At 62.4% G+C, this 20528-nt stretch carries 28 protein-coding genes; 24 read left to right on the forward strand and 4 right to left on the reverse strand.

The genetic code is table 11. The features are described from left to right. Positions 1-195: 195 nt before the first annotated feature. From IE267_RS21780 to IE267_RS21825, 10 genes are all read left to right on the forward strand, one after another. A complete protein-coding gene (locus tag IE267_RS21780; protein ID WP_189764327.1) occupies positions 196-486 on the forward strand; it encodes a hypothetical protein in 291 nt (96 codons plus the stop codon). A 267-nt stretch (positions 487-753) separates the two neighbouring features. Continuing rightward, positions 754-1338 (forward strand): hypothetical protein, encoded by a 585-nt coding sequence (locus tag IE267_RS21785; RefSeq protein WP_189764328.1) that lies wholly within the window; start codon positions 754-756, stop codon positions 1336-1338. Between the two features lie 187 nt (positions 1339-1525). After that, a complete protein-coding gene (locus IE267_RS21790; RefSeq protein ID WP_189764329.1) occupies positions 1526-2419 on the forward strand; it encodes a tyrosine-type recombinase/integrase in 894 nt (297 codons plus the stop codon). Then, positions 2416-2631, forward strand: a complete 216-nt coding sequence (locus tag IE267_RS21795; RefSeq protein ID WP_189764330.1) for a hypothetical protein — start codon at positions 2416-2418, stop codon at positions 2629-2631. The genes IE267_RS21790 and IE267_RS21795 overlap by 4 nt, the downstream gene beginning before the upstream one ends. Then, on the forward strand, positions 2628-3068 hold the full coding sequence (locus IE267_RS21800; RefSeq protein ID WP_189764331.1) for a pyrophosphohydrolase domain-containing protein: 441 nt from the start codon (positions 2628-2630) through the stop codon (positions 3066-3068). Before IE267_RS21795 ends, IE267_RS21800 begins: the two co-directional genes overlap by 4 nt. Next, entirely contained in the window at positions 3065-3265 is a 201-nt protein-coding gene (locus IE267_RS21805) for a hypothetical protein (protein WP_189764332.1), read from the forward strand. The genes IE267_RS21800 and IE267_RS21805 overlap by 4 nt, the downstream gene beginning before the upstream one ends. Before the next feature lie 119 nt (positions 3266-3384). Next, positions 3385-3822 carry a KTSC domain-containing protein gene (locus IE267_RS21810; protein WP_189764333.1) on the forward strand — a complete coding sequence of 146 codons (438 nt, stop codon included), beginning with the start codon at positions 3385-3387 and terminating at the stop codon, positions 3820-3822. 14 nt (positions 3823-3836) lie between these two features. Beyond that, positions 3837-4127, forward strand: a complete 291-nt coding sequence (locus IE267_RS21815) for a hypothetical protein (RefSeq protein ID WP_189764334.1) — start codon at positions 3837-3839, stop codon at positions 4125-4127. Positions 4128-4173: 46 nt separating this feature from the next. Then, the gene (locus tag IE267_RS21820; protein WP_189764335.1) at positions 4174-4416 is read left to right on the forward strand and encodes a hypothetical protein; all 243 of its coding nucleotides are present in this window, start codon (positions 4174-4176) and stop codon (positions 4414-4416) included. A 114-nt stretch (positions 4417-4530) separates the two neighbouring features. Next, complete coding sequence (locus tag IE267_RS21825; RefSeq protein ID WP_189764336.1) at positions 4531-4785, forward strand: hypothetical protein; 255 nt, start codon at positions 4531-4533, stop codon at positions 4783-4785. A 7-nt stretch (positions 4786-4792) separates the two neighbouring features. Here IE267_RS21825 and IE267_RS21830 read toward each other — a convergent pair whose 3' ends face one another. Beyond that, complete coding sequence (locus IE267_RS21830) at positions 4793-5383, reverse strand: hypothetical protein (RefSeq protein ID WP_189764337.1); 591 nt, start codon at positions 5381-5383, stop codon at positions 4793-4795. A 166-nt stretch (positions 5384-5549) separates the two neighbouring features. Between IE267_RS21830 and IE267_RS21835 the strand changes: the two genes are divergently transcribed. The 9 genes from IE267_RS21835 to IE267_RS21875 all read left to right on the forward strand — a co-directional run bounded on the left by IE267_RS21835 (position 5550) and on the right by IE267_RS21875 (position 13415). Next, entirely contained in the window at positions 5550-7094 is a 1545-nt protein-coding gene (locus IE267_RS21835; protein WP_189764338.1) for a terminase large subunit domain-containing protein, read from the forward strand. A 77-nt stretch (positions 7095-7171) separates the two neighbouring features. Further along, positions 7172-7717: a hypothetical protein gene (locus IE267_RS21840; protein ID WP_189764339.1), complete on the forward strand. Its 546-nt coding sequence runs from the start codon at positions 7172-7174 to the stop codon at positions 7715-7717. Between the two features lie 69 nt (positions 7718-7786). Further along, on the forward strand, positions 7787-8326 hold the full coding sequence (locus IE267_RS21845) for a hypothetical protein (protein WP_189764340.1): 540 nt from the start codon (positions 7787-7789) through the stop codon (positions 8324-8326). 128 nt (positions 8327-8454) lie between these two features. Further along, positions 8455-8826 (forward strand): hypothetical protein, encoded by a 372-nt coding sequence (locus IE267_RS21850; RefSeq protein WP_189764341.1) that lies wholly within the window; start codon positions 8455-8457, stop codon positions 8824-8826. 39 nt (positions 8827-8865) lie between these two features. Continuing rightward, positions 8866-9159: a hypothetical protein gene (locus IE267_RS21855; RefSeq protein ID WP_189764342.1), complete on the forward strand. Its 294-nt coding sequence runs from the start codon at positions 8866-8868 to the stop codon at positions 9157-9159. Positions 9160-9220: 61 nt separating this feature from the next. Next, positions 9221-9622 carry a hypothetical protein gene (locus IE267_RS21860; protein ID WP_189764343.1) on the forward strand — a complete coding sequence of 134 codons (402 nt, stop codon included), beginning with the start codon at positions 9221-9223 and terminating at the stop codon, positions 9620-9622. Between the two features lie 163 nt (positions 9623-9785). Beyond that, on the forward strand, positions 9786-11465 hold the full coding sequence (locus IE267_RS21865) for a phage portal protein (protein WP_189764344.1): 1680 nt from the start codon (positions 9786-9788) through the stop codon (positions 11463-11465). 3 nt (positions 11466-11468) lie between these two features. After that, positions 11469-12239, forward strand: a complete 771-nt coding sequence (locus IE267_RS21870) for a hypothetical protein (RefSeq protein ID WP_189764345.1) — start codon at positions 11469-11471, stop codon at positions 12237-12239. Positions 12240-12431: 192 nt separating this feature from the next. Next, positions 12432-13415: a N4-gp56 family major capsid protein gene (locus IE267_RS21875; RefSeq protein ID WP_189764346.1), complete on the forward strand. Its 984-nt coding sequence runs from the start codon at positions 12432-12434 to the stop codon at positions 13413-13415. Positions 13416-13478: 63 nt separating this feature from the next. Here IE267_RS21875 and IE267_RS21880 read toward each other — a convergent pair whose 3' ends face one another. The 3 genes from IE267_RS21880 to IE267_RS21890 all read right to left on the reverse strand — a co-directional run bounded on the left by IE267_RS21880 (position 13479) and on the right by IE267_RS21890 (position 15065). After that, entirely contained in the window at positions 13479-13703 is a 225-nt protein-coding gene (locus tag IE267_RS21880; protein WP_189764347.1) for a DUF397 domain-containing protein, read from the reverse strand. Positions 13704-13842: 139 nt separating this feature from the next. Then, positions 13843-14049, reverse strand: coding sequence for a DUF397 domain-containing protein (locus tag IE267_RS21885; RefSeq protein WP_189764348.1), 207 nt, complete (start codon positions 14047-14049; stop codon positions 13843-13845). 47 nt (positions 14050-14096) lie between these two features. Beyond that, positions 14097-15065 (reverse strand): helix-turn-helix domain-containing protein, encoded by a 969-nt coding sequence (locus IE267_RS21890; protein ID WP_229861360.1) that lies wholly within the window; start codon positions 15063-15065, stop codon positions 14097-14099. 51 nt (positions 15066-15116) lie between these two features. On the opposite strand from IE267_RS21890, the gene IE267_RS40455 reads away from it, so the two are divergent. The 5 genes from IE267_RS40455 to IE267_RS21915 all read left to right on the forward strand — a co-directional run bounded on the left by IE267_RS40455 (position 15117) and on the right by IE267_RS21915 (position 20528). Then, positions 15117-15647 carry an ATP-binding protein gene (locus IE267_RS40455; RefSeq protein WP_373304579.1) on the forward strand — a complete coding sequence of 177 codons (531 nt, stop codon included), beginning with the start codon at positions 15117-15119 and terminating at the stop codon, positions 15645-15647. Positions 15648-15658: 11 nt separating this feature from the next. Further along, positions 15659-16219: a hypothetical protein gene (locus tag IE267_RS21900; RefSeq protein WP_189764350.1), complete on the forward strand. Its 561-nt coding sequence runs from the start codon at positions 15659-15661 to the stop codon at positions 16217-16219. Between the two features lie 329 nt (positions 16220-16548). Further along, complete coding sequence (locus tag IE267_RS21905) at positions 16549-17001, forward strand: hypothetical protein (RefSeq protein ID WP_189764351.1); 453 nt, start codon at positions 16549-16551, stop codon at positions 16999-17001. Positions 17002-19759: 2758 nt separating this feature from the next. Next, positions 19760-20125: a hypothetical protein gene (locus IE267_RS21910; protein WP_189764352.1), complete on the forward strand. Its 366-nt coding sequence runs from the start codon at positions 19760-19762 to the stop codon at positions 20123-20125. 43 nt (positions 20126-20168) lie between these two features. Then, positions 20169-20528 (forward strand): hypothetical protein, encoded by a 360-nt coding sequence (locus IE267_RS21915; protein WP_189764353.1) that lies wholly within the window; start codon positions 20169-20171, stop codon positions 20526-20528.

Below are 20528 nucleotides of genomic sequence, written 5' to 3' on the forward strand. Positions count from 1 at the left end.
CGGGATTGTGGCCCCGGCTGGCGGGGCGTCGGCGGCTGGGGGAGCTGCGGAAGTGCCGGGAGACATCACCTGGGACTAGCGCGGCTGGCTGTTCGGCGAGCCGCTTGAGGACAGCCGATTGAGCCGGGCCTGTCTCGCTCTGCGGGAAGGGCGGAGGCCTCGGTGGCAAGGGATCTGCACAATGAGGGGGCACACGTGAGTTCGGCTCCAGCCGAAGCGGGTCGGAACGAGAGGGTAGCGGGGGCGTCCGGGGGCGGGGTCGGAGGACCGTCTGCGTCTCGCCAGGCGGTCGTCGAAGTCGGCCCCAGAGCAAAGATAGTTGCGGTCAACATCGCCTCGGATGAGGCGATCATCGCGGACCTGTGCGGGGGCCTCCGGGCGCTGAAGTACCAGGTGAACCTGGTGACGGGTGAGGTGATAGCCCTGGTGTTGGAGTCGGATCTGATCGGGCTCCTCGACCGGGTGCCCGTCAGGCGGGACGCCTGACGGGGGGTAGCAACGGCGGGAACCCTCTCCCTGTGACGGAGTGAGTTCCCGCCGTTGCTGTGAGCAGACTTATGGCATCTCTTAATGAGCAAGAGTTGCGGAACATGTGATCAGCCAGGTATCAACTAGGTGTCGTGAGTAGCGGAGGGTGGCGAACACAGGTTCGGATCCCGTTGTGATGCTCCTTTGCAGAATCAGAGAGGCACCTGCCTGATGAGGACAACATGCAAGCGGCGGCTGCCCGATGGCACCGTGTGCGGAGCAACGGTGCAGGGTCACCCCTACCGGGTTGAGCTGAACCGGGACGTCATCCTGGATCTTTGGCGCTGCGGGCCGTGTGTGCTGGAGCTGGAGCCTGCCCTGGTGCGGGAGCTGCGGGATGCCGAGCCGGATGACCTGCCAAAGCCCCTTCGTGCTGACTCCCGCATCCAGCCTCTTCGCGCAAGGCTCCATCAGGACGTCACCGGGGTCCTGGCGACTACGGAGGACATCCGTGCTTGGTTTCAGAAGCTCATTAAGACGAGCCCTGAACAGCTGACGGAGGAGCAGGAGGAGCTGGTCAGGTCGTGGCCGAAGAATCTTCAGGGGAGGATCGGCCGCGTCCCCGAGGAGCTGATCACGCTCTGGCGGACGCTGAGGCCTCAGCTGGCGGACGCACCCAACATCCTGGACATCGAGCCTGATCAGGTCTTTCGCGGGCTGCGCGAGGCACTCATCGACAACCCCGAGTCGTTCTCGAAGGAGGAGCGCAGCATGATCATGGACATGCAGGCAGGTGTGCCCCTGACGCTCGAAGTTGTCGCCCTGTACGCACGCCGCGAAGCAGCGGTGCAGAAGGTGAAGCGGTCCTGAACGCACTCGCGGTTCGTTAGAGGCCTGCCCTATGGGGGCAGGCCTCTTTTTTCGCGCCGCACCAACAGAACAACAGTTGAAGATATGTTGGTCAACTGTTAGCGTCAGGGGTATCCGGCGTGTCCGACACGCCGGTCACCCGGGGGCCGTCGCCGCTGCCGTGGTGCAGGGAGGGGGAGCCCAAGCGATGAACCAGAAGACCAACTTCAACAGGGCCGAGCGCGCCGTCGATGAGTGGCTGGCAACCAAGAACGGCCGAACCCGAAGCGAGTACACACGCGACATCAGCCGCTACGTGACGTACTGCGTCGACCGCAGCGTGGATCCTCTGAAGGCCCGGCCGGACACCGCTGCGGGGTGGCTGGCATCGCTGGAGGCCGACTACCACCTCAGCAGCGCAACTCGACTGCGAGCGCTGCGAGTTGTCTCGGGGTTCTACTCGTACGCCATCCGCTGGGACTACGCCAAGAAGAACCCGTTCTGGGACGTGTCGAAGCCGAAGCCCGCCAACCAGACAGCGCTGGGCATGTCGATGGACGAGTCACAGAGCCTGGTGCGCGAAGCATTCTGGACATCAGAGCGCCTACACGCGCTGGTGGTCACCCTGCTGCTGCTCGGCGTGCGGGTCAGTGAACTCCTGAACGCCGACATCGAGGACATCCAGAGCGAGGGCGGTCAGCGAGTCCTGCGCATCCTGCCGAAGGGGCGGGACGAGAAGGTCCTCGTGCCGCTGCCCGACATGGCCTTTGCGGCCATCATGGCCTACGTCGGAGATCGGACCTCGGGCCCCATTTTCATCACCCGCACAGGGCGCAGGCTGTCGAGGACCGGAGCGTACGACACGATCGTGCGCCTCGGCGTCCGAGCTGGCATCCAGCGGCTGTTCCCGCACCTGATCAGGGCCACGACGACCGGTCTGCTCCTCGCGCTCGGCGTGAAGTTGGAGCGGGTCCAAGAGGTCATGCGCCACAAGGACCCGAAGACCACGATCGGCTACGACCGGCAGCTTCAGCATCTGCGTAACTCGCCAGTCTTCATCCTGGAGAAGGCACTCAACGCCCAGTTTGCGATGGCTGCATGACAGGTCGCCACATACCGTCCTACTGTCCGGCGGCCCACAACACCAGCCAGATCCAGGCGACGTGCAGCTGCGGATGGGCCCAGGAGCCCATCGACTGCGGCAGCCAGCTTCGCTCCTACCTCATCTATGCCGACCATCTGCGCGAGGACGCCGTCGAGCGTTCCCGGCGCGACGCAGTCTCGTACGACCAGCACGACAGGAGAGCAGCATGACGTACGACCCCCTGGCCCGAGTCAGGCAGTTCCACGACGCCGTCGGTGTGGAACGTGAGCACACCTCGGCCGACAGGGAGAACCTGGTGCTCCTGCGCCGCACTCTCATCGAGGAGGAGACACGGGAGGCCGCTGTCGAACTGACCCGACTGGCCCGCAGAGTGGGGCGCCGTCAGATCGGCCGGAGCGCCCGCATCGCGCTGGCCAAGGAATTGGCCGACCTCCTGTACGTCACCTACGGAACCGCCGACGTCCTCCACATCCCTCTGGACCAAGTCTTCGAAGAGGTCCACCGGAGCAACATGTCCAAGCTCGGGCTGGACGGACGTCCGGTGCGCAGGTCCGACGGCAAGATCCTCAAAGGTCCCAACTATCGTGAGGCGGACGTCGAGAGCGTCCTGTACCCGACCGTCTCCGGCTTCTGGGACGCGGCATGATCATCGAACGCCTTGAGACCTGCTTTTCACGCGCCGACGCTGTAGCGGCCCTGCACTCCTGGGCCGAGGTGACCAAGCGGATGGGGCAAGCACCTCGCTACGGAGTGAAGATCGGAAAGAAAATCCGCCTGGGCGCTGCCCGATCGGAATGGCCCATATACCTGGTGGACAATGGCACAGAGTCAGAGGCCGCCTGAATACGCCGCACCCAGCCCCCGTGTCCTGTCGATGCGGGGGCTTCGGCTTACCCGAATGCGGGAGCGAAATCCTAGAATTTGGAGGGCACTTATACTCTCGCCTCCTGCTAGGAGCCCTCATGGCGAAGAAGTACGTCAAGCCGAAGCCGCTCCCGCCAGCCGGAAGCAACCTCACGAGCCGCAGCCCTTACACGAAGCGGCAGATCGACCGTCTCCAGTACCAGTCACGGAAGAATGCGAGCCCCAAGGTACAGGCGCGGCTGGAGGCCTTCGAGGCGGGAGAGGACACGAATGGCCTGTTCACCTTCGATACCTATCCCGACCACACGGTCAATCCGCAGCGGCCCCGGACTGTAGCCGCTGGGTACGACTACAAGACGCACACGCTGCGCCTTGAGTTCCGCAACGGCGAGGACGGGCGGGGCAGCCACGGCGGCGCCGTCTACGAGTACTACCGCGTCTCCGAGAGCCAGTGGAGGCACGTCCGCAAGGCACGGTCGGAAGGCCGCTACATCAACTCCACCCTGAACGGCCATCCGTACCGAAGAATCGCCTAGCGGAGGACCCCACGATGAACCCTGAAGTTATCGCCGCTTTCCTCGGCGGCGGGGGTATAGCCTCCCTTGCGGCCTGGACGAAAGTCTGGCAGGACCGGAGGAGCGCCCTGCGCGAGGAACAGCGCGACATTCGCGAAGAGCAGGAAAGCGCCCTCAACCAGTTGCGCCGCTATGTGCGGGAGCTGGAGGAGCTGCTGCGTTTCTACCGTGAGAGCAGCATCGATTATTCGGTGCAGCTGCGTGAGCACGGGATTGTTCCGCAGACCACGGCGAGGATGCCTCCGTCGCTGATCCTGCCCGACTGACGTACGCGATACCAGTTTGGTCATGTCCCCGATTACGGTCCGGGGCATGACCAATTTCTTTGTCCGAATTATCGGAGTGAACCGGCGGCAGCGGCTCGCCTTCACCACCTGGACCCAGGAGATGTCTGCGCCGTACCGGCGGTGCGACAGGACCTGGGTGCTCCGCGTCGGCGGACGCAAGGCGCTGGCCGTCGGCCGCTACACGCGCGTCCTGGCGGACGAGGAAGAGGCCATGGGGCGGATCTTCCGCCCCAAGGCCCTCCTGCCCGAGGAGGGTTCGCATGCCTGAGCCCGAGGAGTATCAGGAGAGCGTGTGTGACGCTGTGCGGCACCTCGTTGCGGAGGCCGCGACCGACCTTGACGATGAGTGGACTCTGCTGCAAATGCTGGGAGTTGAGCGCTGATGGGGCTCAGCCGTCGTCTTCGTGAGGTGCTCCCCGGCCACCGCTTCCGGGACCGTGTGGCGCGGCGGTCCGCCGTCATGGCGCAGGCCGACCTGATGGACTGGGCGGACCAGGGCGTCACCCAGCTGTCGCGGACCATGACCGAGCTGCGCAAGAGTCCGGGAGCTGAGGAGCTGGAGGCTGCCGCCGACGGGCTGGTGGTGGTCGCCGTGGTCCTGGAGGAGATGGCCCGGCGTCAGCGGGCGGGCCTGTAATGCTGGGTCAGCGTCCGGCGCCCGGCAGGTCCCTGACGTCCAGTCCCCGGTAGAGCGCGGCGTAGACGGACTGCTGGTAGATCCGCGTATGCAGCCGGGGGAGCGGGAGGAGCGCCAGGACCCGCGTCCCGAGTGCGGCCCAGACGTGGGTGAGAGGCTGGCTCATGGACCGGGCCGCGAACTCGCCGGGTGTGCGGGAGCGGTCCAGCGGGCTGTCGAGCAACGTCTTGGTGGCAGCCTTCGCGAGGACGGATCCGGTCCGCAGAGCCACTGCGATGTACAGGGGAACCGATAGCAGGCAGGCATAGATGCCGACCATCATGAAGATGTGGGCCACGCTGCCGCGCTCACTGCCTCCCGCCAGGGCGGCCACGAAACCTATGACGAGCATCCCGAACACGCCTATGTAGGACAGGGTCGCCAGCGGCCGCCGGGTGGGCGTGTAGGGCGAGTAGCGGAGGGCCTGCTCCCCGGCCCAGGCCCTCCGCTGTGCCACGTACTCGGGCCCGTGCTCCTGCATGTCCCGGTGCTCGTCCACCAGATCGGCTGCCCACTGCACTCCGGCCGAGAGCCAGCTCGCCCCTGTCAGCCCGTCCATAGCTCCCCCTGCGCCTCTTTGAACGTGTGATCGGCAGGCTACCCCACACGCTCCGAATGCGGACCGCTTCAGGAAAGCCGAGCTGCTACAGAGATCGAGTGAAGTAACTAATTCAGCCGGACCACTCATAGCCTCAATTTCCGACAGGGGAATTGAGGAGCTTTTCATGGATGCGTCAGCCGGTCAGGAAGATTCGCTGGACTCGTATATTCCGGAGTCCACGGCGCATGAGATAAGCCAGGAGACGGTGGACAGCATCGTCGACAAGATGCTCCTTGTCGTGGATGAGCTGTCCGGCCATCCTCTGAGGCACTATCAGATGCCCTTGGCCCGGCGGATCCTTGAATCGATGATCCTCGGTGATGCGAAGACTCTTACGTCCTGCATGGCCCGTCAATCCGGTAAGACGGAGACGATCGTCAATACCATCGCAGCGGCAATGATCATGTTTCCGAAGCTTGCGCCGATCTTCCCGAACTTGATGGGCCGATTCAAAGAAGGCGTCTGGGTGGGTGCCTTCGCGCCCGTCGATGACATGGCCGACAACCTGTACGGTCGTTTCGTTTCCCGGCTTACGTCCGAGCGCGCTCAGGAAATCATGGACGACCCCGAGATCGACGACCGGGTCATCGGCAAGGGCAGGGAACTCAAGCTCTCCAAGTCCGGCTCCCTGGTACGCAAGCAGACCTGTCATCCGAGGGCGCAGATCGAGGGGCGTACCTATCACGTGGTGCTCGTCGATGAAGCTCAGGTGGCCGACGAGCGCGTCATCAACAAGTCGATCTCGCCGATGCTCGCCTCGACTCGCGGCACCATGGTCCTCACCGGTACGCCCACGTACACCAAGGGCGTTTTCTACAAGGTCATCCAGCAGAACAAACGTTTCGCCAGCAAGCGCGGCGAGCGCCAGAACCACTTCGAGGCCACCTACAAGGACGTCGCCAAGGCCCACCCGGACTACGGGGTCTACGTCGAGGCCGAGAAGCTCAAGATCGGTGAAGACTCGGATGAGTTCAAGCTGTCCTACCGGCTGATATGGATGCTCGACCGAGGGATGTTCACCACGGGCGAAAAGTTCGAAGGCCTGAGCGACACCAGCATGCAGGTCGTCAAGGCGTGGAACCGGACTCCGGTACTCGTCGGCATCGACCCGGCCCGCAAGCAGGACTCGACTATTGCCACGGTCACCTGGGTGGACTGGGACCACCCTGACGAATTCGGCATGTACGAGCATCGCGTACTGAACTGGCTGGACCTCAGCGGCCTGGAGTGGGAGGAGCAGTACTACCGCCTGGTCGACTGGCTCAGCTCCTACAGCATCTACGCCATCTGTATCGACGTCGGAGGTGTCGGTGACGTCGTGGCCTCGCGCCTGAAGATATTGATGCCTGGCGTCGAAATCATCGAGTGCAACTCGGACTTGGGCGCCCAGTCGAAGCGGTGGAAGCACCTGATGGAGTTGATGCGGCAGGGCAAGATCGCCTGGCCTGGCCACTCGAAGACGCGCAGGCTCAAGGTGTGGAAGCGTTTCCAGGCGCAGATGGAGGACGCGGAGCTGCGTTTCCAGGGCCCGAATATTGTCGTCGAGGCCCCCAACGAGGTAGGCGCCCACGACGACTACGTAGACTCCCTCGCGCTTTCTACCTGGGCGTCCGCTGAACTGTCCATGCCGGAGATCCAGACGGCTAACAACCCGTTCTACGAGCGCTAGCAAGTGCGCGGACCTACAGGTGATGACCAGTCGTGATCGCCTGATGGTGCGGAGGGGCGGGGTCTACGATCCGCCAGGTGACTACTCTCGATGCGATCCGGGTGACAGCAGCCTCGGTGACACCGGTCTGGCTGCCGTGGTTGACAGGGCTGGGCGCGCTGACGGCTCTTGCCACTCTCCTCCTTGCACGCGCTGCCGAACGGCGTCGCTATGCAGGCCTGGTCTCCGCCCTGACGGGCCCTCACGTGCACGACTGTCCCGCCGTGGCCAACATTGCGGAGGGCGAGTGGTCGGGACACCACTTTCACACCGTCATCGTGGAGAACGGATCGGAACTTCCCGTACGCGATGTCGTCGTCTCGCTAAACGCCCCTTATGCAGACCTGCTACCCGAAGAGCGGCCGGAAGTGTTTATTGCTGTTGGGGCTGTTCCTGCGAAGGACAAGCGGGAAGTGGAGATTGGGCACATCGGGCAGCTGGATCCGCAGTTCCCCACACTCGTGGAAGTGCACTTCACGGATGTCAGAGGGCGCTCGTGGCATCGGGACACGCTGGGAAAGCTGAGACGTAGCCGAGAAAGGCCAGGCGCTCGTTGGCGCGGCAGAAATCGCGGAGCCGTGTAGGGCCTAATACCGGTTTAATGGCTCCACCCTGGACAATTCGTGATGACACACGACCTGTCAGGAGGCAGTATGGGTACGCCGTCTGAGCCCACAATCGACGAGCTGAAGGCACAGATTGCGCAGCTCACCGCAGAGAACGGACAGCTCAAGGCCGACAAGACTGCCCTGACCAGCGAGCGTGACCGTGCGCTGCTCGGGTGGCGGCCGGTGAACTTCTACGACTCCAAGGGAGACAGGCCGGGCGACCGGTTCCTGACCAAGGGCTGGAGCAACGCCTCGGTGGACGCACGGTTGCCGAACTACCCGAGCGCGTTCACCGGCACCTTCGGGGCCACCCAGACGAGCCCGGCCCCTGCCATCACCTTCACTTGGACCAAGCCAGCCGCCGCCCCGGCGGGGTACGAACTCCAGCTGCACGAAGGGGAGATCGGCGTGAACCCGGCCGACCCCAGCCGCGTCTTCCGCTTTCAGCTCGACGGCAGCCTGACCACATACAAGCTCGTCCTGACCGGACACAAGATCCGCAGCAGCCGCTACCGCTTCACGCTGGTCGCCCTCGACGCAGCCGGTCGTCGCTCCAGCCCTGCCGTCGCGGTGGTCACGGCGTAGTGAGCGGCCAGCCTCCTGCCGGATTCGAGAGCGATCCATGGTGGATCCCCGGGTGGACCTCCCAGAACCCCATCCGGCATGACCAACTCCCGCCCCCAGTGACTCCGTTCCCTCCCGGTATCGACCAAGTGAAGATCACTACCACCTACCTGTGGGGCAGCGACGCGGATGTCTACCGCGCCAGCATCCTCGTCCGCGCCAGCGCGCCGCTGACCGACACCACCACCGGCATCCGCGTCCTGCCTCAGACCAGCCGCATCCCTATCCGCGATGGGCAGCTCGCCATGACCCTCCCGGCATCCGACGGCCCTGCCATCAAGGCCCCCTTCAGCTATTCGGTCTGGGAAGTTATGCCTGGAGGGCGTCGGTTCATGATCCGCGTCCCCTCGGGTCTCGGCGCCGCAGTCCAGCAGCTCCACGCCCTGGAGGTCGACGAGCCTTACCAGTCCATTCCTGTACCGCGACTGAACAGCCGCACCTACAACTGGATGAACTGGTGAGGCTGGCCCGGCGCTGAGTCTGAATGGGATGATGCGCGTATGGTGCATAGGGATCGGCAGGGCCAGGAAGTCACCTCCGGCAGGTGGGCGGACCTCAGGAGCGACTGGACGTACTGCGTCGTCGCCGAGGACGAGGCCGGGGGCACTCAGGTGCGCACGATGTGGGAAGGGATTGACGACGTCATCGGAGCGATGTTCACCACCGGCATCTCCCGGGACGGCGGCCGGACATGGCAGACCCGTCACGAAGACGCCCGCACCGAGGGTGAAGCCCTGAGCCGCCATCGTGAGGTAACCGAGAAAATTCGGAACCTCGCAAAAACCAGCTTCTAACACCTCAAGTGACGCGGGGCTGACCATGACGTGAGTGCACTCTCACGAATGAGGTATCACTATGCCGTCCAGCCCGCTCGCACCCGTTCCGGGAGTTCCGGAACGGGGCCGCCCCGAATACACCGACAAGAACGCCAGCAACACCGCCCGCAAGGGCCGCCTCCGCTTCGAGGAGGGAATCGGCACCGACACGGACGTCCCGCACGACTTCGGCGTAGGAGTCCTTTCCGGTTACGAAACGGCGCCCGGCCGCCCGAATCACAACAAAATCATTTGGAAGAAGCCCGCCGAGGAAACGCTCAAGGAGCGGGCTCATGTCGGTTCTGCCGCATGGCCGGAGGCTCCCGAATTCTTGCAGCCGTTCGCTGAGGGGGCGGGTTCCGGCGCCGAGTTGAAGTTCCAGGCCGCCATCCGTGACGGCGGGCATCAGTTCCGAAAGAACTACGCCAAGATCAGCGACTGATCCCGAAACACCTGAGAGCCCCGCACTGCCTTTATGGTGCGGGGCTCTTCCCTGCGCTGGCAGTCTTAACAGAAACGCCTGTGCGGCCTCAAGAATTGGACTCGCATCTGAAACCGAGTTCAAGTGAGGCCGTATGTCGTCGGTTGCTTTCTATCCTCCGGCCATGCGCGCGGCCTCCAGTGACCTCGCTATCAGCATCAGCCCTCTAGGCCTTGTCGAATTGAGCGACGAGGAATTCGAGGTCCATGGGCAGCGTCTCTCCAGGTACTCGACGAACTGGGCCTTCTACCTGGGCTACCACCACTCCTACCGCCGGGAGGCGGGGGAGACCCAGAACACGATCAACTACACCGGAGCCCTCTGCCGCTACGTCAACCACTTCGTTTTTGGCGAGGGAATCCAGTTCGAAACGAAGAAGAAGTACGACCACGTTGTCCCCGCCCTCTTGCGCCGCGCCTGGGAAGAGGACAACGACAAAAAGTCGGTGCTGTACGAGATAGGGGAGAACGGCGGCGTCACGGGCGACGCCTTCATCAAGGTCGCCTACGAGAAGCCCCACACCGACACGGCAGGACGCAATCACCCCGGCCGCGTGCGCATCCTTCCCCTCTCCAGCGCTCACGTTTTCCCGGAGTACCACCCGCACGACCGAGAGAAATTGGTTCGCGCAAAGGTCAAGTACAAGTTCTGGGGAACTGCGACTGACGGAACCCGGACCACCTACACGTACACGGAAATCCTCACGGACGAGCGGATCACCGAGTACATCAATGACGATCTCGTCGACGACCGGGTAAACCCCCTCGGTGTCGTACCCCTGGTTCACATCAAGAACGTTGGCGTCTCCGGCTCGCCCTGGGGAAAGAGCGACATCGACGACATCATCCCGCTCAACCGCGAGTACAACAACATCACCAATGACATCGCGGACATCATCGCCTACCATGCAGCGCCGATCACCATTGTCACGGGCGCCAAAGCAACCAACCTGGAGAAGGGGCCCAAGAAGGTATGGTCGGGCCTTCCTAAAGACGCCTCCGTGTTCAACCTGGAATCGGCAGTCAATCTTCAGGGGCCCCTTCAGTACCTGGAGATCCTCAAGAACTCGATGCACGAGCTGAGCGGCGTGCCCGAAAGCGCCCTCGGCAAGGCCCAGCCCGTAAGCAACACCAGCGGAGTGGCCCTGGCGATCCAGCACTTCCCGCTAGTCCAGCGAGCCAGCCTCAAGCAGATGCAGTACGGGCTCGGCATCAAGAAGATCAACGACCTGATCCTCCTCACCCTCTACACGTACGAGCCACAAACCAGAATCTACGACGCCAGCACTGAGGGAATCAAGTCGGATGCAACTCAGCCCGACGAAATCGACATTCACGATCCGGAGGCCTACCAGGCCGACGTCGTCTGGCCCAGCCCGCTTCCAGTCGACAACATCGTCAAGCTCAACGAAATCCAACTGAAGATGGCATTGGGCTTGGAATCCAAGCGCTCGGCCCTCAATGCCCTCGGCGTTGAGTTCCCGGACGAGAAGCTCCGCGAGATCGAAGACGAGCAAAAGCAGGATGTCATGGCCCAGGGAGTCCTCGAATTTATCAAGGCAGCCATCGACGCTGGTATTTTCGAGGCCGTAGGAATCCAGCCCGACGCGGCAGGAACCAACGACCAGAAAACCTCGGGCAAAACCGGGCCCGCACAGACCACCGAAAACTCAGGGATGACTCTGAAGTTCGGGATGGACGCCAAGAAGATTTTCGATCAAGTGGTGACCATGGCGCACGGCTCCAAAACGCCGGAGCGACCCAGGGACAACAACACGACTAACTCCAACGACGACGCGAGGTAAGCAATGTCGAACGCCACACTCCCCACCCCTGCGGCCGGGACCGACGACGGGAACGGCCAGACCATCACGGTCGCCGTACCGCCGCAGGAGACGCCACGGACCTTCACCGAGGACGACCTCAACAAGGCACGCCAGCAGGAGCGCGAAAAGCTCTACGGCCGCCTGGAGGCGCAGGACGAAACCCTCAAGCAGCTGAAGGCCGACCTCGACGCCCGCGAAACCGCCCGCAAGGCGGAGGAGGCCGCTGCTGCCGACGCCATCGCCCAGGCCGAGAAGGAGGCCGAGGAAAAGCGGCGGCGGGAACTGTCGGCAAAGTCGCTGCTCGCGGAAAAGGAAACGGAGTGGGAGACCAAGCTCGCCTCGCTCCAGGCACAGATTGCCGAACGCGACGCCCTGGCCGCCAAGGAACGGCAGTTCAACGAGCTTCAGCAGTACCAGGCACAGGCCCTGGCCGCAGCCGCCGACGAGATCGCTCCGGAGCTGCACGACCTCGTCCGAGGCAACACCCGCGAGGAGATAGACGCCTCCCTGGCAGCGATGAAGGCCAAGTCGGCGGCCATCGTCCAGAGCCTTCAGGCCGCACAGACGCAGGCACGGGCCCAGATGCAGGGCACCCAGCCCACCGGCTACGGCATAGGTCCCGGCGGTTCCATCCCGGATACGCGCCAGCTCACCGTTCAGGAAATCAACGACATGGATATGAGCCAGTTCGGAGAGCTGCGGAAGCAGCTCGGCATCGGACAGTCGGCCAATAGCCGAGGCCTCTTCGGCTGATGCAATAGGACTGTCGAGGCCCCATCCCTAGCGCTGAGGGATGGGGCCTTACGGGTTTCCAAGCTAACACCCTTACTGGTTGGCCACTCAGACTTAATCTGAACGGAAAGCGCGCTGGTAACTCCAGACAAGGAGGCGTGCCAGTGAGAGCGCGAGACCGGTCTATATCGCCTACATCAGAAGGACTACGATATGCCCTCTGCGATCACTGGTACGGGCCAGCTCGGTGCGAATCCGACGGCGTACCCGGGCACCAATACGCAGCTCACTCCGGCCATTCAGACGATCTGGAGCAAGGAGATTCTGTTCCAGTCAATGCCAATTCTTCGCTACGAGCAATTCGCCGTGAAGAAAACCGAGCTTGGGGTTGCCCCGGGTCTTCAGATCAACTTCATGCGGTACAACAATCTGGAGGGCGCCAAGCAGCTCGTCGAGGGCGTCCGCATGGAGACTCAGGCGCTTTCCGCGTCTCAATTCTCGATCACGGTCGCCGAGCATGGGGCGGCAGTGGCCGTCTCTGAGCTTCTCCTCAATGCGTCTTTCGATGACGTAATGGCTAGTGCCTCCCGGCTCCTGGGCCGAAACATGGCGATGTACCTCGATGGCCAGAGCCGCGACGTGCTGCTTGGTGCTACGTCGGTGATTTACGGCCGGGACAAGTTCAAGCCGGGCCAGCCGATGACCAACATGTCGCCGTACGACAAGGGCGGCGTGGCCACAGGTCGAGACACCCTGACCGAGCACTACCTCACCTCTGCCGTCATCAAGGACGGAGTCGAGACCCTCGCCGCGAAGAACATCCCGAGGCTCGGGGACACGTATGTGTGCTTCATCCACCCTCACCAGTCGCGCTGGCTGCGAGAGGACCCGTCATGGATTGAAGCCACCAAGTACGCGCAGCCCGGAATGTTCTCGCTAGGGGAAATAGGCAGGATCGATGACACTATTTTCATCGAGACCACGCAGATTAAGCAGCTGACCAACTCGGCGGGCAAGGCGGTCTTCCAGTCGAGCATGATCGGCGACAATGCCTTTGGTCACGCGATCAGCCTTCCGGTGGAACTCCGGGATGGCGGTGTGCTCGATTTCGGGCGCGAACACGCGCTCGCCTGGTACAGCGTGTACGGAATGGGGATGATTACGGATCAGTCCGTGGTCACCATCGAGACCAACTGATAACTGCATAATGCAGGAAGGCCCCCAGTTTGTTACTGGGGGCCTTCGTCTGTACCTCGGATATCAGGGGAGCAGCAGGTTCTTCTGGTTCTCCTGAATGCTCTGGGTGAAGAGGCGGTAGTCCTTCTCAGAGACGAGGGTGGGGCGGATGCTGGGGTCATCTGCGTCGTTGGAGTCACGGATAGCCACGAAGCCGTCTACGAAGGCGACCTCAAGGCAGTTGTTCGAGCCATTGGAGTACTCGCTCTTCGCCCACACGGCGTTGGTGAGGTCGACCATGTTCTTCATGCGTAGCTCCCGGAGTTGCGCTCATGCGTGGCCCCCAGCATCGGGGGAGCGTTGCTGAGTATGAGCGGCTTGCTAGCGGCCGACAAGATGACGAAGCCCCCAGCGAGGCGCTGGGGGCTTCGTTGCAAGGTAGTCGAGGTCAGTGCAGCTGGTCTTGCTTGACCGCTTCTACGAAGGCGTGCCAGGAGTTGGCAGGGAAGACGAACGCACCCCGCGAGCGCTGCTTGGAGTCGTCCACCGCTACCAGGTTGGTGCCGAGGGCCTGGTACTCAAGGCACTGCCCGTTCGTGTCGCCGCTGTAGGACGACTTGATCCATCGGTCAGCAGGGAGGTCGTGCCGCATCATCAGAGGTGCCTCTTACTTCTTGTCAAGATCCCGAGCGATTCGCGAGATCAGGTCCATGGACTGCCGCGACGATAGAGCGGCTGAGCGTAGCTGGTCAAAGGTTCTGCGGTATCTCTCAACGGGCCATCTTCCTCCAGGTAGAGGGCGCCGTCGAGGTAGTCGAGGCCTACGACGTCCAGATCCATCGGGTCTGGGTAGCTGTAGATCGTGAAGGGCCCGTCGAGACCGGCGTAGACGCCTTGGGCGTACGGGATGATCTGGATCGTCAGGCCTGGTGTGCCGTCGAGTTCGAGGAGTTTGTTGAGCTGTTCGACCATGACGGCGCTGCCACCGATCTCTCGGTGGAGGACGGCCTCGTCCAGGACGCAGAAGTACTGCGGTGGTTCCTCGCGGTTGAAGATGGACTGGCGTTCCATTCGTACAGCAAGAGCAGCGTCGGTCTCCGGATCTGAGGTGGGCCGTCCCGTGCCTCCGATGACTGCCTCGGCGTAGCCCGCCGTCTGAAGCAGTCCAGGTACAACCATCGTCTGGAAGGCGAAGAGCCGGACTGCCTCAGCTTCCAAGGACAGGCGCTCTTGGAAGTCCGGCCGCAGAGTGTCGCCGTACTGCTGCCACCAGCCCTTCCGCTTGCTCTCGCGTGCGAGCGTCAGCAGCGCTGCCTTGAGCTTCTCATCCTCGACCTTGTACAGGTTGAAGAGGGCTTTCAACTCCAGTCCACGGATGCCCTGACGAGCGTTCTCGATACGACTGATCTTGGACTTGTCGCCATCGATGGCGGCTCCTGCTGCGTCCATGCTGACGTCAGCTGCCTCGCGCAGGCGCTTCAGCTCTGCCCCGAGGCGTCGTCGGCGAACTGTCGGCCGTGGATGTGCTGGCATCGCTGTTCCTCCCGTGCGTAGGTCGGCGTCCAGTGTGCCGTACACATCGCCTCCAACGGTTGGCATATGCCAGGTCGATGACCCGATCGAAGTGTATCTCCAACATTGGAGCACGAGCTGTTGCAAATAACTCTCCATCGGGTGCACTCTGTTGGACACCACAACGGCGATTGCGCTCAACTCGCGTACATGCAACGGCTGTTCGATCCAGGTGACGTTGCTCGCGCGGGGTCAGGAGGCGGCGTGAGCACTCCCCAAGCACCAAGTACGCGGCACGAGTTCACGATTCCGCTGCCAGTGAGGCCGAAGGAGCTGTCTGGCATCCGACGCATCGTCAGCGCGCACCTGCGCTACTGGCGCCTCGAAGGGCTGTTGGACGGTGCGTGCTTGATCGTCACAGAGCTAGTGGCCAACGCGCATCAACATGCGCCTGGTGCGGGCGAGTTGACCCTTCGCAGGGTCAGGGGAGAACTGAGCATCATCGTCAGCGACGAGTCGCCTGACCCGCCGGTCCTTGGGCAGCTGGACGACGCTGCTGAGAGCGGTAGGGGGATGCTTCTCGTGGACCAGATTGCTGACCGATGGTGGGTCGAGCGGACGGCGGTAGGCAAGCGCGTCCACTGCACGCTGGCACTCCCGTCGCCGGATCGGGCGTTAGCGCCCGCGCAGCAGCTTGTGGCGTGCGGGGCGTACCTGAGTTCGGAGACTCCAGCATGGTGAGTCGAGCAGACGTGGTGATCGAGGTCGAAAACTACCTGGCTCAGCATCCCGCCGAGGAGCGTCCTCTGCTGCCGCTGGTAGAGCTGCTGAAGGGCGGGGCCGCGCACAAGGATCCCTGCCGTTGCCCGAGGGTCCTGTCGGCTGGCGTGGTAGTTGACGATGATCAACGGGCGCTTTGCTTGTTCCGGGCGCCGAAGTTCGTGTGGCGGCCGTGCGCAGAGGAGCTTGAGCAGCCGCCGAATCTGATCTCGGGTGCCTACGCAGCCGTTGTGGATGCGACGGGGCTTGAGGGGATATGGGCACCGTCCAGGCAACTCAACCCTCTGTCGATCGACATCAGTAACGTACCAATGGATGCTGCACCATGCGAAGTCAGCTGGGTCTCGTACACATTCAGCTACCTATTGCGCTTTCCGGGATCCGGGTCTTCCAATTTCCCGAATGGGTCGGTGAGCGCTAGATGGACTCCGCTGGAAAGGCTGTCGGTAAGTCGGCTGAACAGGCGGCTGGCGGGTGCGACTCGACGCCGCTTCCCAGACCTCAAGACCGTCCCCATTTCGGACCTCCGCTGATTCGCGTAGGGCTGGGGTGCTTGAGCGTCATCCTCGTATGGCTACTCGTCTGCTGGCTCGTAACCGCATTCGTTGATCGCTACGGCTACCTGTAGAGGGTGCCGCCCAGATACAAGGAGCGAGGATGCCCACGGAAGATTGGTCGGACATAGCTAAGGCGCTCAGGGTAATGCGTAAGACAGCAGAAGCCACTCCCGAGGTGCAGCATTATGTTGAGGTTCGTCGAGCCGCCGTAAGCCTGGCTTCTGCCCTTAGCGAGGCGATTGAGCACGAAAGGCCCCGGCTGGTGCCTGCTAGTCGCGCTATCCGCCCGTGTGGGGACCGCTGTAATGAGTGCCGTGAAGCCGGAAGGCAGTAAGTGGGACGGTGTGGCAATCAAAGAAATGAACCGCGAGTTCTTCGTTGGAGACGTTGTCAAGGACTACCGAAAGGGTCTCATCGGCCTCGTAACAGCAGAGCCCTGCGCGGCAGCAAAGACCGTGTTGCTCGAAGCGGTTTCCGGAATGTCCTGGCGTTGCTTGAAAAGAGACACCTACCATATGGCCGGTCGGCTACCGCCAAGGATTTTGCGCTCCGACAACATGAATCGGGTTGAGTTGTACCCGTCGGATGTGCGGCTGAACGACTTTATGATCATCGATCGCGTCCCGCGCAGAGTGCTGAACATCATGGGCGGAACCCGGGTGCCAGCAATGCGTCGAACTCTCGTCCTCGAAGGCGTAGAGCGGCCGGTAAACGTGCAGAGCCCCCGCGCATACTTCCGACTGGACACGCTTTCGTGATCACTAAAGCAATCCTGTTCCTCACGCTTGTTTCCGTCGGTGCCATATTCACCGCTGTATGGATTGAGGTGAACCCCTAATGTCCAGCTCAGATGGCTTACCCCTTCTCGCCACGCTCACTATGAGTGGGGGGCCAAGGGCCTGGCAGCAAGCGCGCCAGCTCGAACAGGTTCGGGAACTGGCTGGGGAGCTGGAGTCGCTCTTCGCGCTTCTCCCCATAGCGCATTCGGATCTCCAGGAGCCGCACGGCGGCGAACTCTGCATCTGGCAGGGAGACAAGGTGCGTCTCGGGGAGAAGTGCAATCCGAGCCTGTTCACTGGCAAGCGGTGGAAAAGATTCGTCACCCAGGATGGTGTGCGCGAGGGCCGGGGGCGAGTGGGCGTAGGGCTTTGCATCGAATCGCCGAGCCGATGCCTCTTCGCCGGAGGGATCTCCATACCCGAATGTAATATTCGCAGGGATGCGAGCAGGGAACTTATCGAGAGGGTGATGAACGACCTTGATTCCCGTGAAGTTCCTCAGCAAGGCATTGGAGTACCCTGTCAGAGAATTCCTGGCAGCAAGGGAAATATCCGTGCCGGTCTCGTTCGACACGCAGTTCAACACTCCGGACGACTTCCCTGAGTGTCCACAGTGCTCCATTGTCAGCGAGAGAATCAGGTTCTCCGGCTATTTCATTCGCTTCCTGCCTTGCACGCACCTGTTCCAAATCCCACAGACTCCAGAGCCCAAGGACTGACAGCTTTCCATTCGCCACTGTCTTCTGCTCTAGATTCCGCACTGTCTGAAGGGCATTCGGATGACTTCTCGATATCTCGACGAGGTGACCGCAACAGTTTTGCGCGGAATCCTCAAAGCATGGCGAGAAGAGTGTATGGATGTTCCCGGGCCGAACCGGATCTATGTAGAGCTGGAAGGCCTCTCCTGCGGGGAATGCTCTCTCTTTTCCGACACTATTACCGTCGTAGGTGGCCTGATGACGTACGACGACTGTGGCCACGGGTTCCTGATTCCGTGACGCCCCGCGCCAAACCCACAGACCCCCAAACCCGGTCGACCTCAGTGGCATCGGGTTTGGGTGCAACAGAAGAGGTTCGTGATGGTCGCCAGGTATCTCGACGAAGCGTCAGCGCCGTTGATCAAAGAGCTACTCAAGCACTGGGAGATCGAAACCTCCACCTCGGTCCCGACATTGATCTACGTGGAGGACGAGTTCCCCTCCTGCGGCCAGTGCTTCCAGAACAGCGAGTCGATCCGTGTATCAGACGACATGCTTACGTACGTCGCTTGCGGCCACACGTTCCGCATCCCGTAACTCGAAAGAGTGAGGCAGTACGGGATCATGGCAGATCGGGTAGCCGCCTTTGGAATACTCCGTCCCTCCCCCAGAGAGGCTGAGTTGACAATGGCCCTGATCTGTCCGCACTGCAACCTGCCAGATGCCGTGGCATACATCGAAAACGACACTGGCATTCATCCGTTTCCCTGTTTGCACTGTCCAACTCCTCATCCAATCGTCGGCAGCCGTCACGAAAAGATCGCGGGCGGCTATGCGTGCCGGACCGAGGAGTGTTCCGGTTACGTCTACGACGTGTACTGGTTCAACGGATTCGGTCGGCTGGACGCCGTAGTGCGACAGCCGTGCGTAAAGTGCGGGGAAACCCGAACAGCGGAGTTGAGGAACCATGGGACATCAGGTTCAGGAAAACCGTCCGTGCCCGACCCCCGGGTGCGGCGGGTCAGTCGCGGATATCTTCCAGGTCGATGACAACGGTAACAGGACCAAGATCAACGTCGTGGCCTGCGGAGTGTGTGGCGCTGGCGCGTACTGATTCTCCCTCTCCGTTCATGGTCGCTGCGGCGACGTGATCGGAGAGGGCCTTGCTCCCCCGACCGGACAACCCAGAGTAGGGACAGGTCGTGTCCCATCACTGAGAAGACGCGCTCAGGCTCCCGGCCCGGTCCGCCCCCTTGGGGTGCCGCCTCAGGGAGCTGTCACTCCCCGGGGCGGTGAGGGAAAGGGCCCCGCCACCCCGACGCATCGGACGCGTCTGGGTGGCGGGGCCTCTCTACGACAGAGAACGGTTCTTCAATGAGTGATCAGGGCGAAGATGTGGACTCGTGGGGAATCCGCGTGCGCGTCTGCCAGTGCGGACGGTGGACGTCGGTCGGGGCCGGAGGTAGGGACGAGGCCCCATGACCGCCAACGGTGAGGATGTGACCTGGCATGGGATCCCAACCAGCCAGTGCCTATGCGGGCGTTGGAGCACAATACGGGGTAGAGGCGCGAAATGCTGCGTGCCCTGCGCGAACGCGAACAGCCCCGAGGGTCCGTCTGCTCGGGGCTACAGCCACCAATGGCTCTGCGAGGTCCAAGAAGACATCCGGTGCAACTACCCGGTGCGTTTACGCAGGGGTGAAAAGATCTGCCCAAAGTGCGGGGGGTCCATGCTGGAAAAGGCCCCATACAACGCGTGGGATCTGTTGCACAGTGAGCCCTCGAACCCCGACCAGTACGTCTGTCAAAAGCTCATGTGCCAGTGGCGAGGTACGCCCACCGTCCTATAGGTGCGAACCGACTCGACGGGGCGGCGCCAGAGGCGAGGGCCTTGGGACTAAATGCCTTAGGCCGGTATGCGATGACGCTCAAACCTGCTTCATCGCATACCAGCAGCCCAAGCGTTTCTGAGCTGTAACTGCTCCAAAGAATCCCTGCGAAGATACTCCGCAGGGATTCTTTCATTTTGAGGAGCAGACATGTCGACGCCCGTGAAGCGCACCGTGACCAGTCCGCGAGACACCACTGGACGCGCGAAGCAGGAGCTGGAAAAGAACCGGGATATCGCTGAGAAGGAAGCCGCCAAGGGGCAGCTTCTGGATGCGCAGGTAGCCGAAGAGGCCCGCGCTGAAGTGATCGACCTGACCTCCCCTCAGGATGTCGAGATCGTGGAGTCTCCCGTCATCGTCAGCGTTTCAGACCGCGAAATGCGTGTCGTCGAGGACCTGGAAGACGTGACGATCGGATACGGCAACACGTTCAGCTTCGAGGCCGGGCGTACTTATAAGGTTCCCGCCTTCGTTTACAACCACCTGGCGGAGAAGGGCTACGTGTGGGGCGCCTGATCGCCCCCGCAGACAGCCCAGCCGACGAGGAGGAGGAGTAGGCGTGGCCATCGACATAGGCCAGAAGTACCAGCTGACTGCCGTCGACGGCATCGGCATCGGATACGGCAAGTTGGAGACCGGTATCGTCGTCCAGGTCGTCGACATCTTGCCGCCCGGCGAGCACCCCAACCCCAGCGGCGTTGAGGGCTACGTGGTGTTCCTGTACCTCGATGACCGGACGCCCACAGGCGAGCCGATCGAGCGTCTCATCGGCTACGGCGAGGCCTTTTTCAGCGAGCACTTCCAGGTCTATGTGGCACCTCCGCCAGACCCGCATCCGGAGCCAGACCCGAACCCTGAGCCGAGGCCGATACCGCCGACTCCCGTGCCTGGCAGTGAACCGGCTCAGATTGGTCACTGA

It is taken from the genome of Streptomyces xanthochromogenes (assembly GCF_014650455.1).
Classification (GTDB): domain Bacteria; phylum Actinomycetota; class Actinomycetes; order Streptomycetales; family Streptomycetaceae; genus Streptomyces; species Streptomyces xanthochromogenes.

Bases quoted from the DNA above. Each gene is read 5' to 3' on its own strand.
- IE267_RS21790 (WP_189764329.1), top strand. From the start codon at position 1,526: ATGAACCAGAAGACCAACTTCAACAGGGCCGAGCGCGCCGTCGATGAG.
- IE267_RS21795 (WP_189764330.1), top strand. From the start codon at position 2,416: ATGACAGGTCGCCACATACCGTCCTACTGTCCGGCGGCCCACAACACC.
- IE267_RS21800 (WP_189764331.1), top strand. From the start codon at position 2,628: ATGACGTACGACCCCCTGGCCCGAGTCAGGCAGTTCCACGACGCCGTC.
- IE267_RS21805 (WP_189764332.1), top strand. From the start codon at position 3,065: ATGATCATCGAACGCCTTGAGACCTGCTTTTCACGCGCCGACGCTGTA.
- IE267_RS21810 (WP_189764333.1), top strand. From the start codon at position 3,385: ATGGCGAAGAAGTACGTCAAGCCGAAGCCGCTCCCGCCAGCCGGAAGC.
- IE267_RS21815 (WP_189764334.1), top strand. From the start codon at position 3,837: ATGAACCCTGAAGTTATCGCCGCTTTCCTCGGCGGCGGGGGTATAGCC.
- IE267_RS21820 (WP_189764335.1), top strand. From the start codon at position 4,174: ATGACCAATTTCTTTGTCCGAATTATCGGAGTGAACCGGCGGCAGCGG.
- IE267_RS21825 (WP_189764336.1), top strand. From the start codon at position 4,531: ATGGGGCTCAGCCGTCGTCTTCGTGAGGTGCTCCCCGGCCACCGCTTC.
- IE267_RS21830 (WP_189764337.1), bottom strand. From the start codon at position 5,383: ATGGACGGGCTGACAGGGGCGAGCTGGCTCTCGGCCGGAGTGCAGTGG.
- IE267_RS21835 (WP_189764338.1), top strand. From the start codon at position 5,550: ATGGATGCGTCAGCCGGTCAGGAAGATTCGCTGGACTCGTATATTCCG.
- IE267_RS21845 (WP_189764340.1), top strand. From the start codon at position 7,787: ATGGGTACGCCGTCTGAGCCCACAATCGACGAGCTGAAGGCACAGATT.
- IE267_RS21855 (WP_189764342.1), top strand. From the start codon at position 8,866: ATGGTGCATAGGGATCGGCAGGGCCAGGAAGTCACCTCCGGCAGGTGG.
- IE267_RS21860 (WP_189764343.1), top strand. From the start codon at position 9,221: ATGCCGTCCAGCCCGCTCGCACCCGTTCCGGGAGTTCCGGAACGGGGC.
- IE267_RS21865 (WP_189764344.1), top strand. From the start codon at position 9,786: ATGCGCGCGGCCTCCAGTGACCTCGCTATCAGCATCAGCCCTCTAGGC.
- IE267_RS21870 (WP_189764345.1), top strand. From the start codon at position 11,469: ATGTCGAACGCCACACTCCCCACCCCTGCGGCCGGGACCGACGACGGG.
- IE267_RS21875 (WP_189764346.1), top strand. From the start codon at position 12,432: ATGCCCTCTGCGATCACTGGTACGGGCCAGCTCGGTGCGAATCCGACG.
- IE267_RS21880 (WP_189764347.1), bottom strand. From the start codon at position 13,703: ATGAAGAACATGGTCGACCTCACCAACGCCGTGTGGGCGAAGAGCGAG.
- IE267_RS21885 (WP_189764348.1), bottom strand. From the start codon at position 14,049: ATGATGCGGCACGACCTCCCTGCTGACCGATGGATCAAGTCGTCCTAC.
- IE267_RS21890 (WP_229861360.1), bottom strand. From the start codon at position 15,065: ATGGAGAGTTATTTGCAACAGCTCGTGCTCCAATGTTGGAGATACACT.
- IE267_RS40455 (WP_373304579.1), top strand. From the start codon at position 15,117: ATGCAACGGCTGTTCGATCCAGGTGACGTTGCTCGCGCGGGGTCAGGA.
- IE267_RS21905 (WP_189764351.1), top strand. From the start codon at position 16,549: ATGAGTGCCGTGAAGCCGGAAGGCAGTAAGTGGGACGGTGTGGCAATC.
- IE267_RS21910 (WP_189764352.1), top strand. From the start codon at position 19,760: ATGTCGACGCCCGTGAAGCGCACCGTGACCAGTCCGCGAGACACCACT.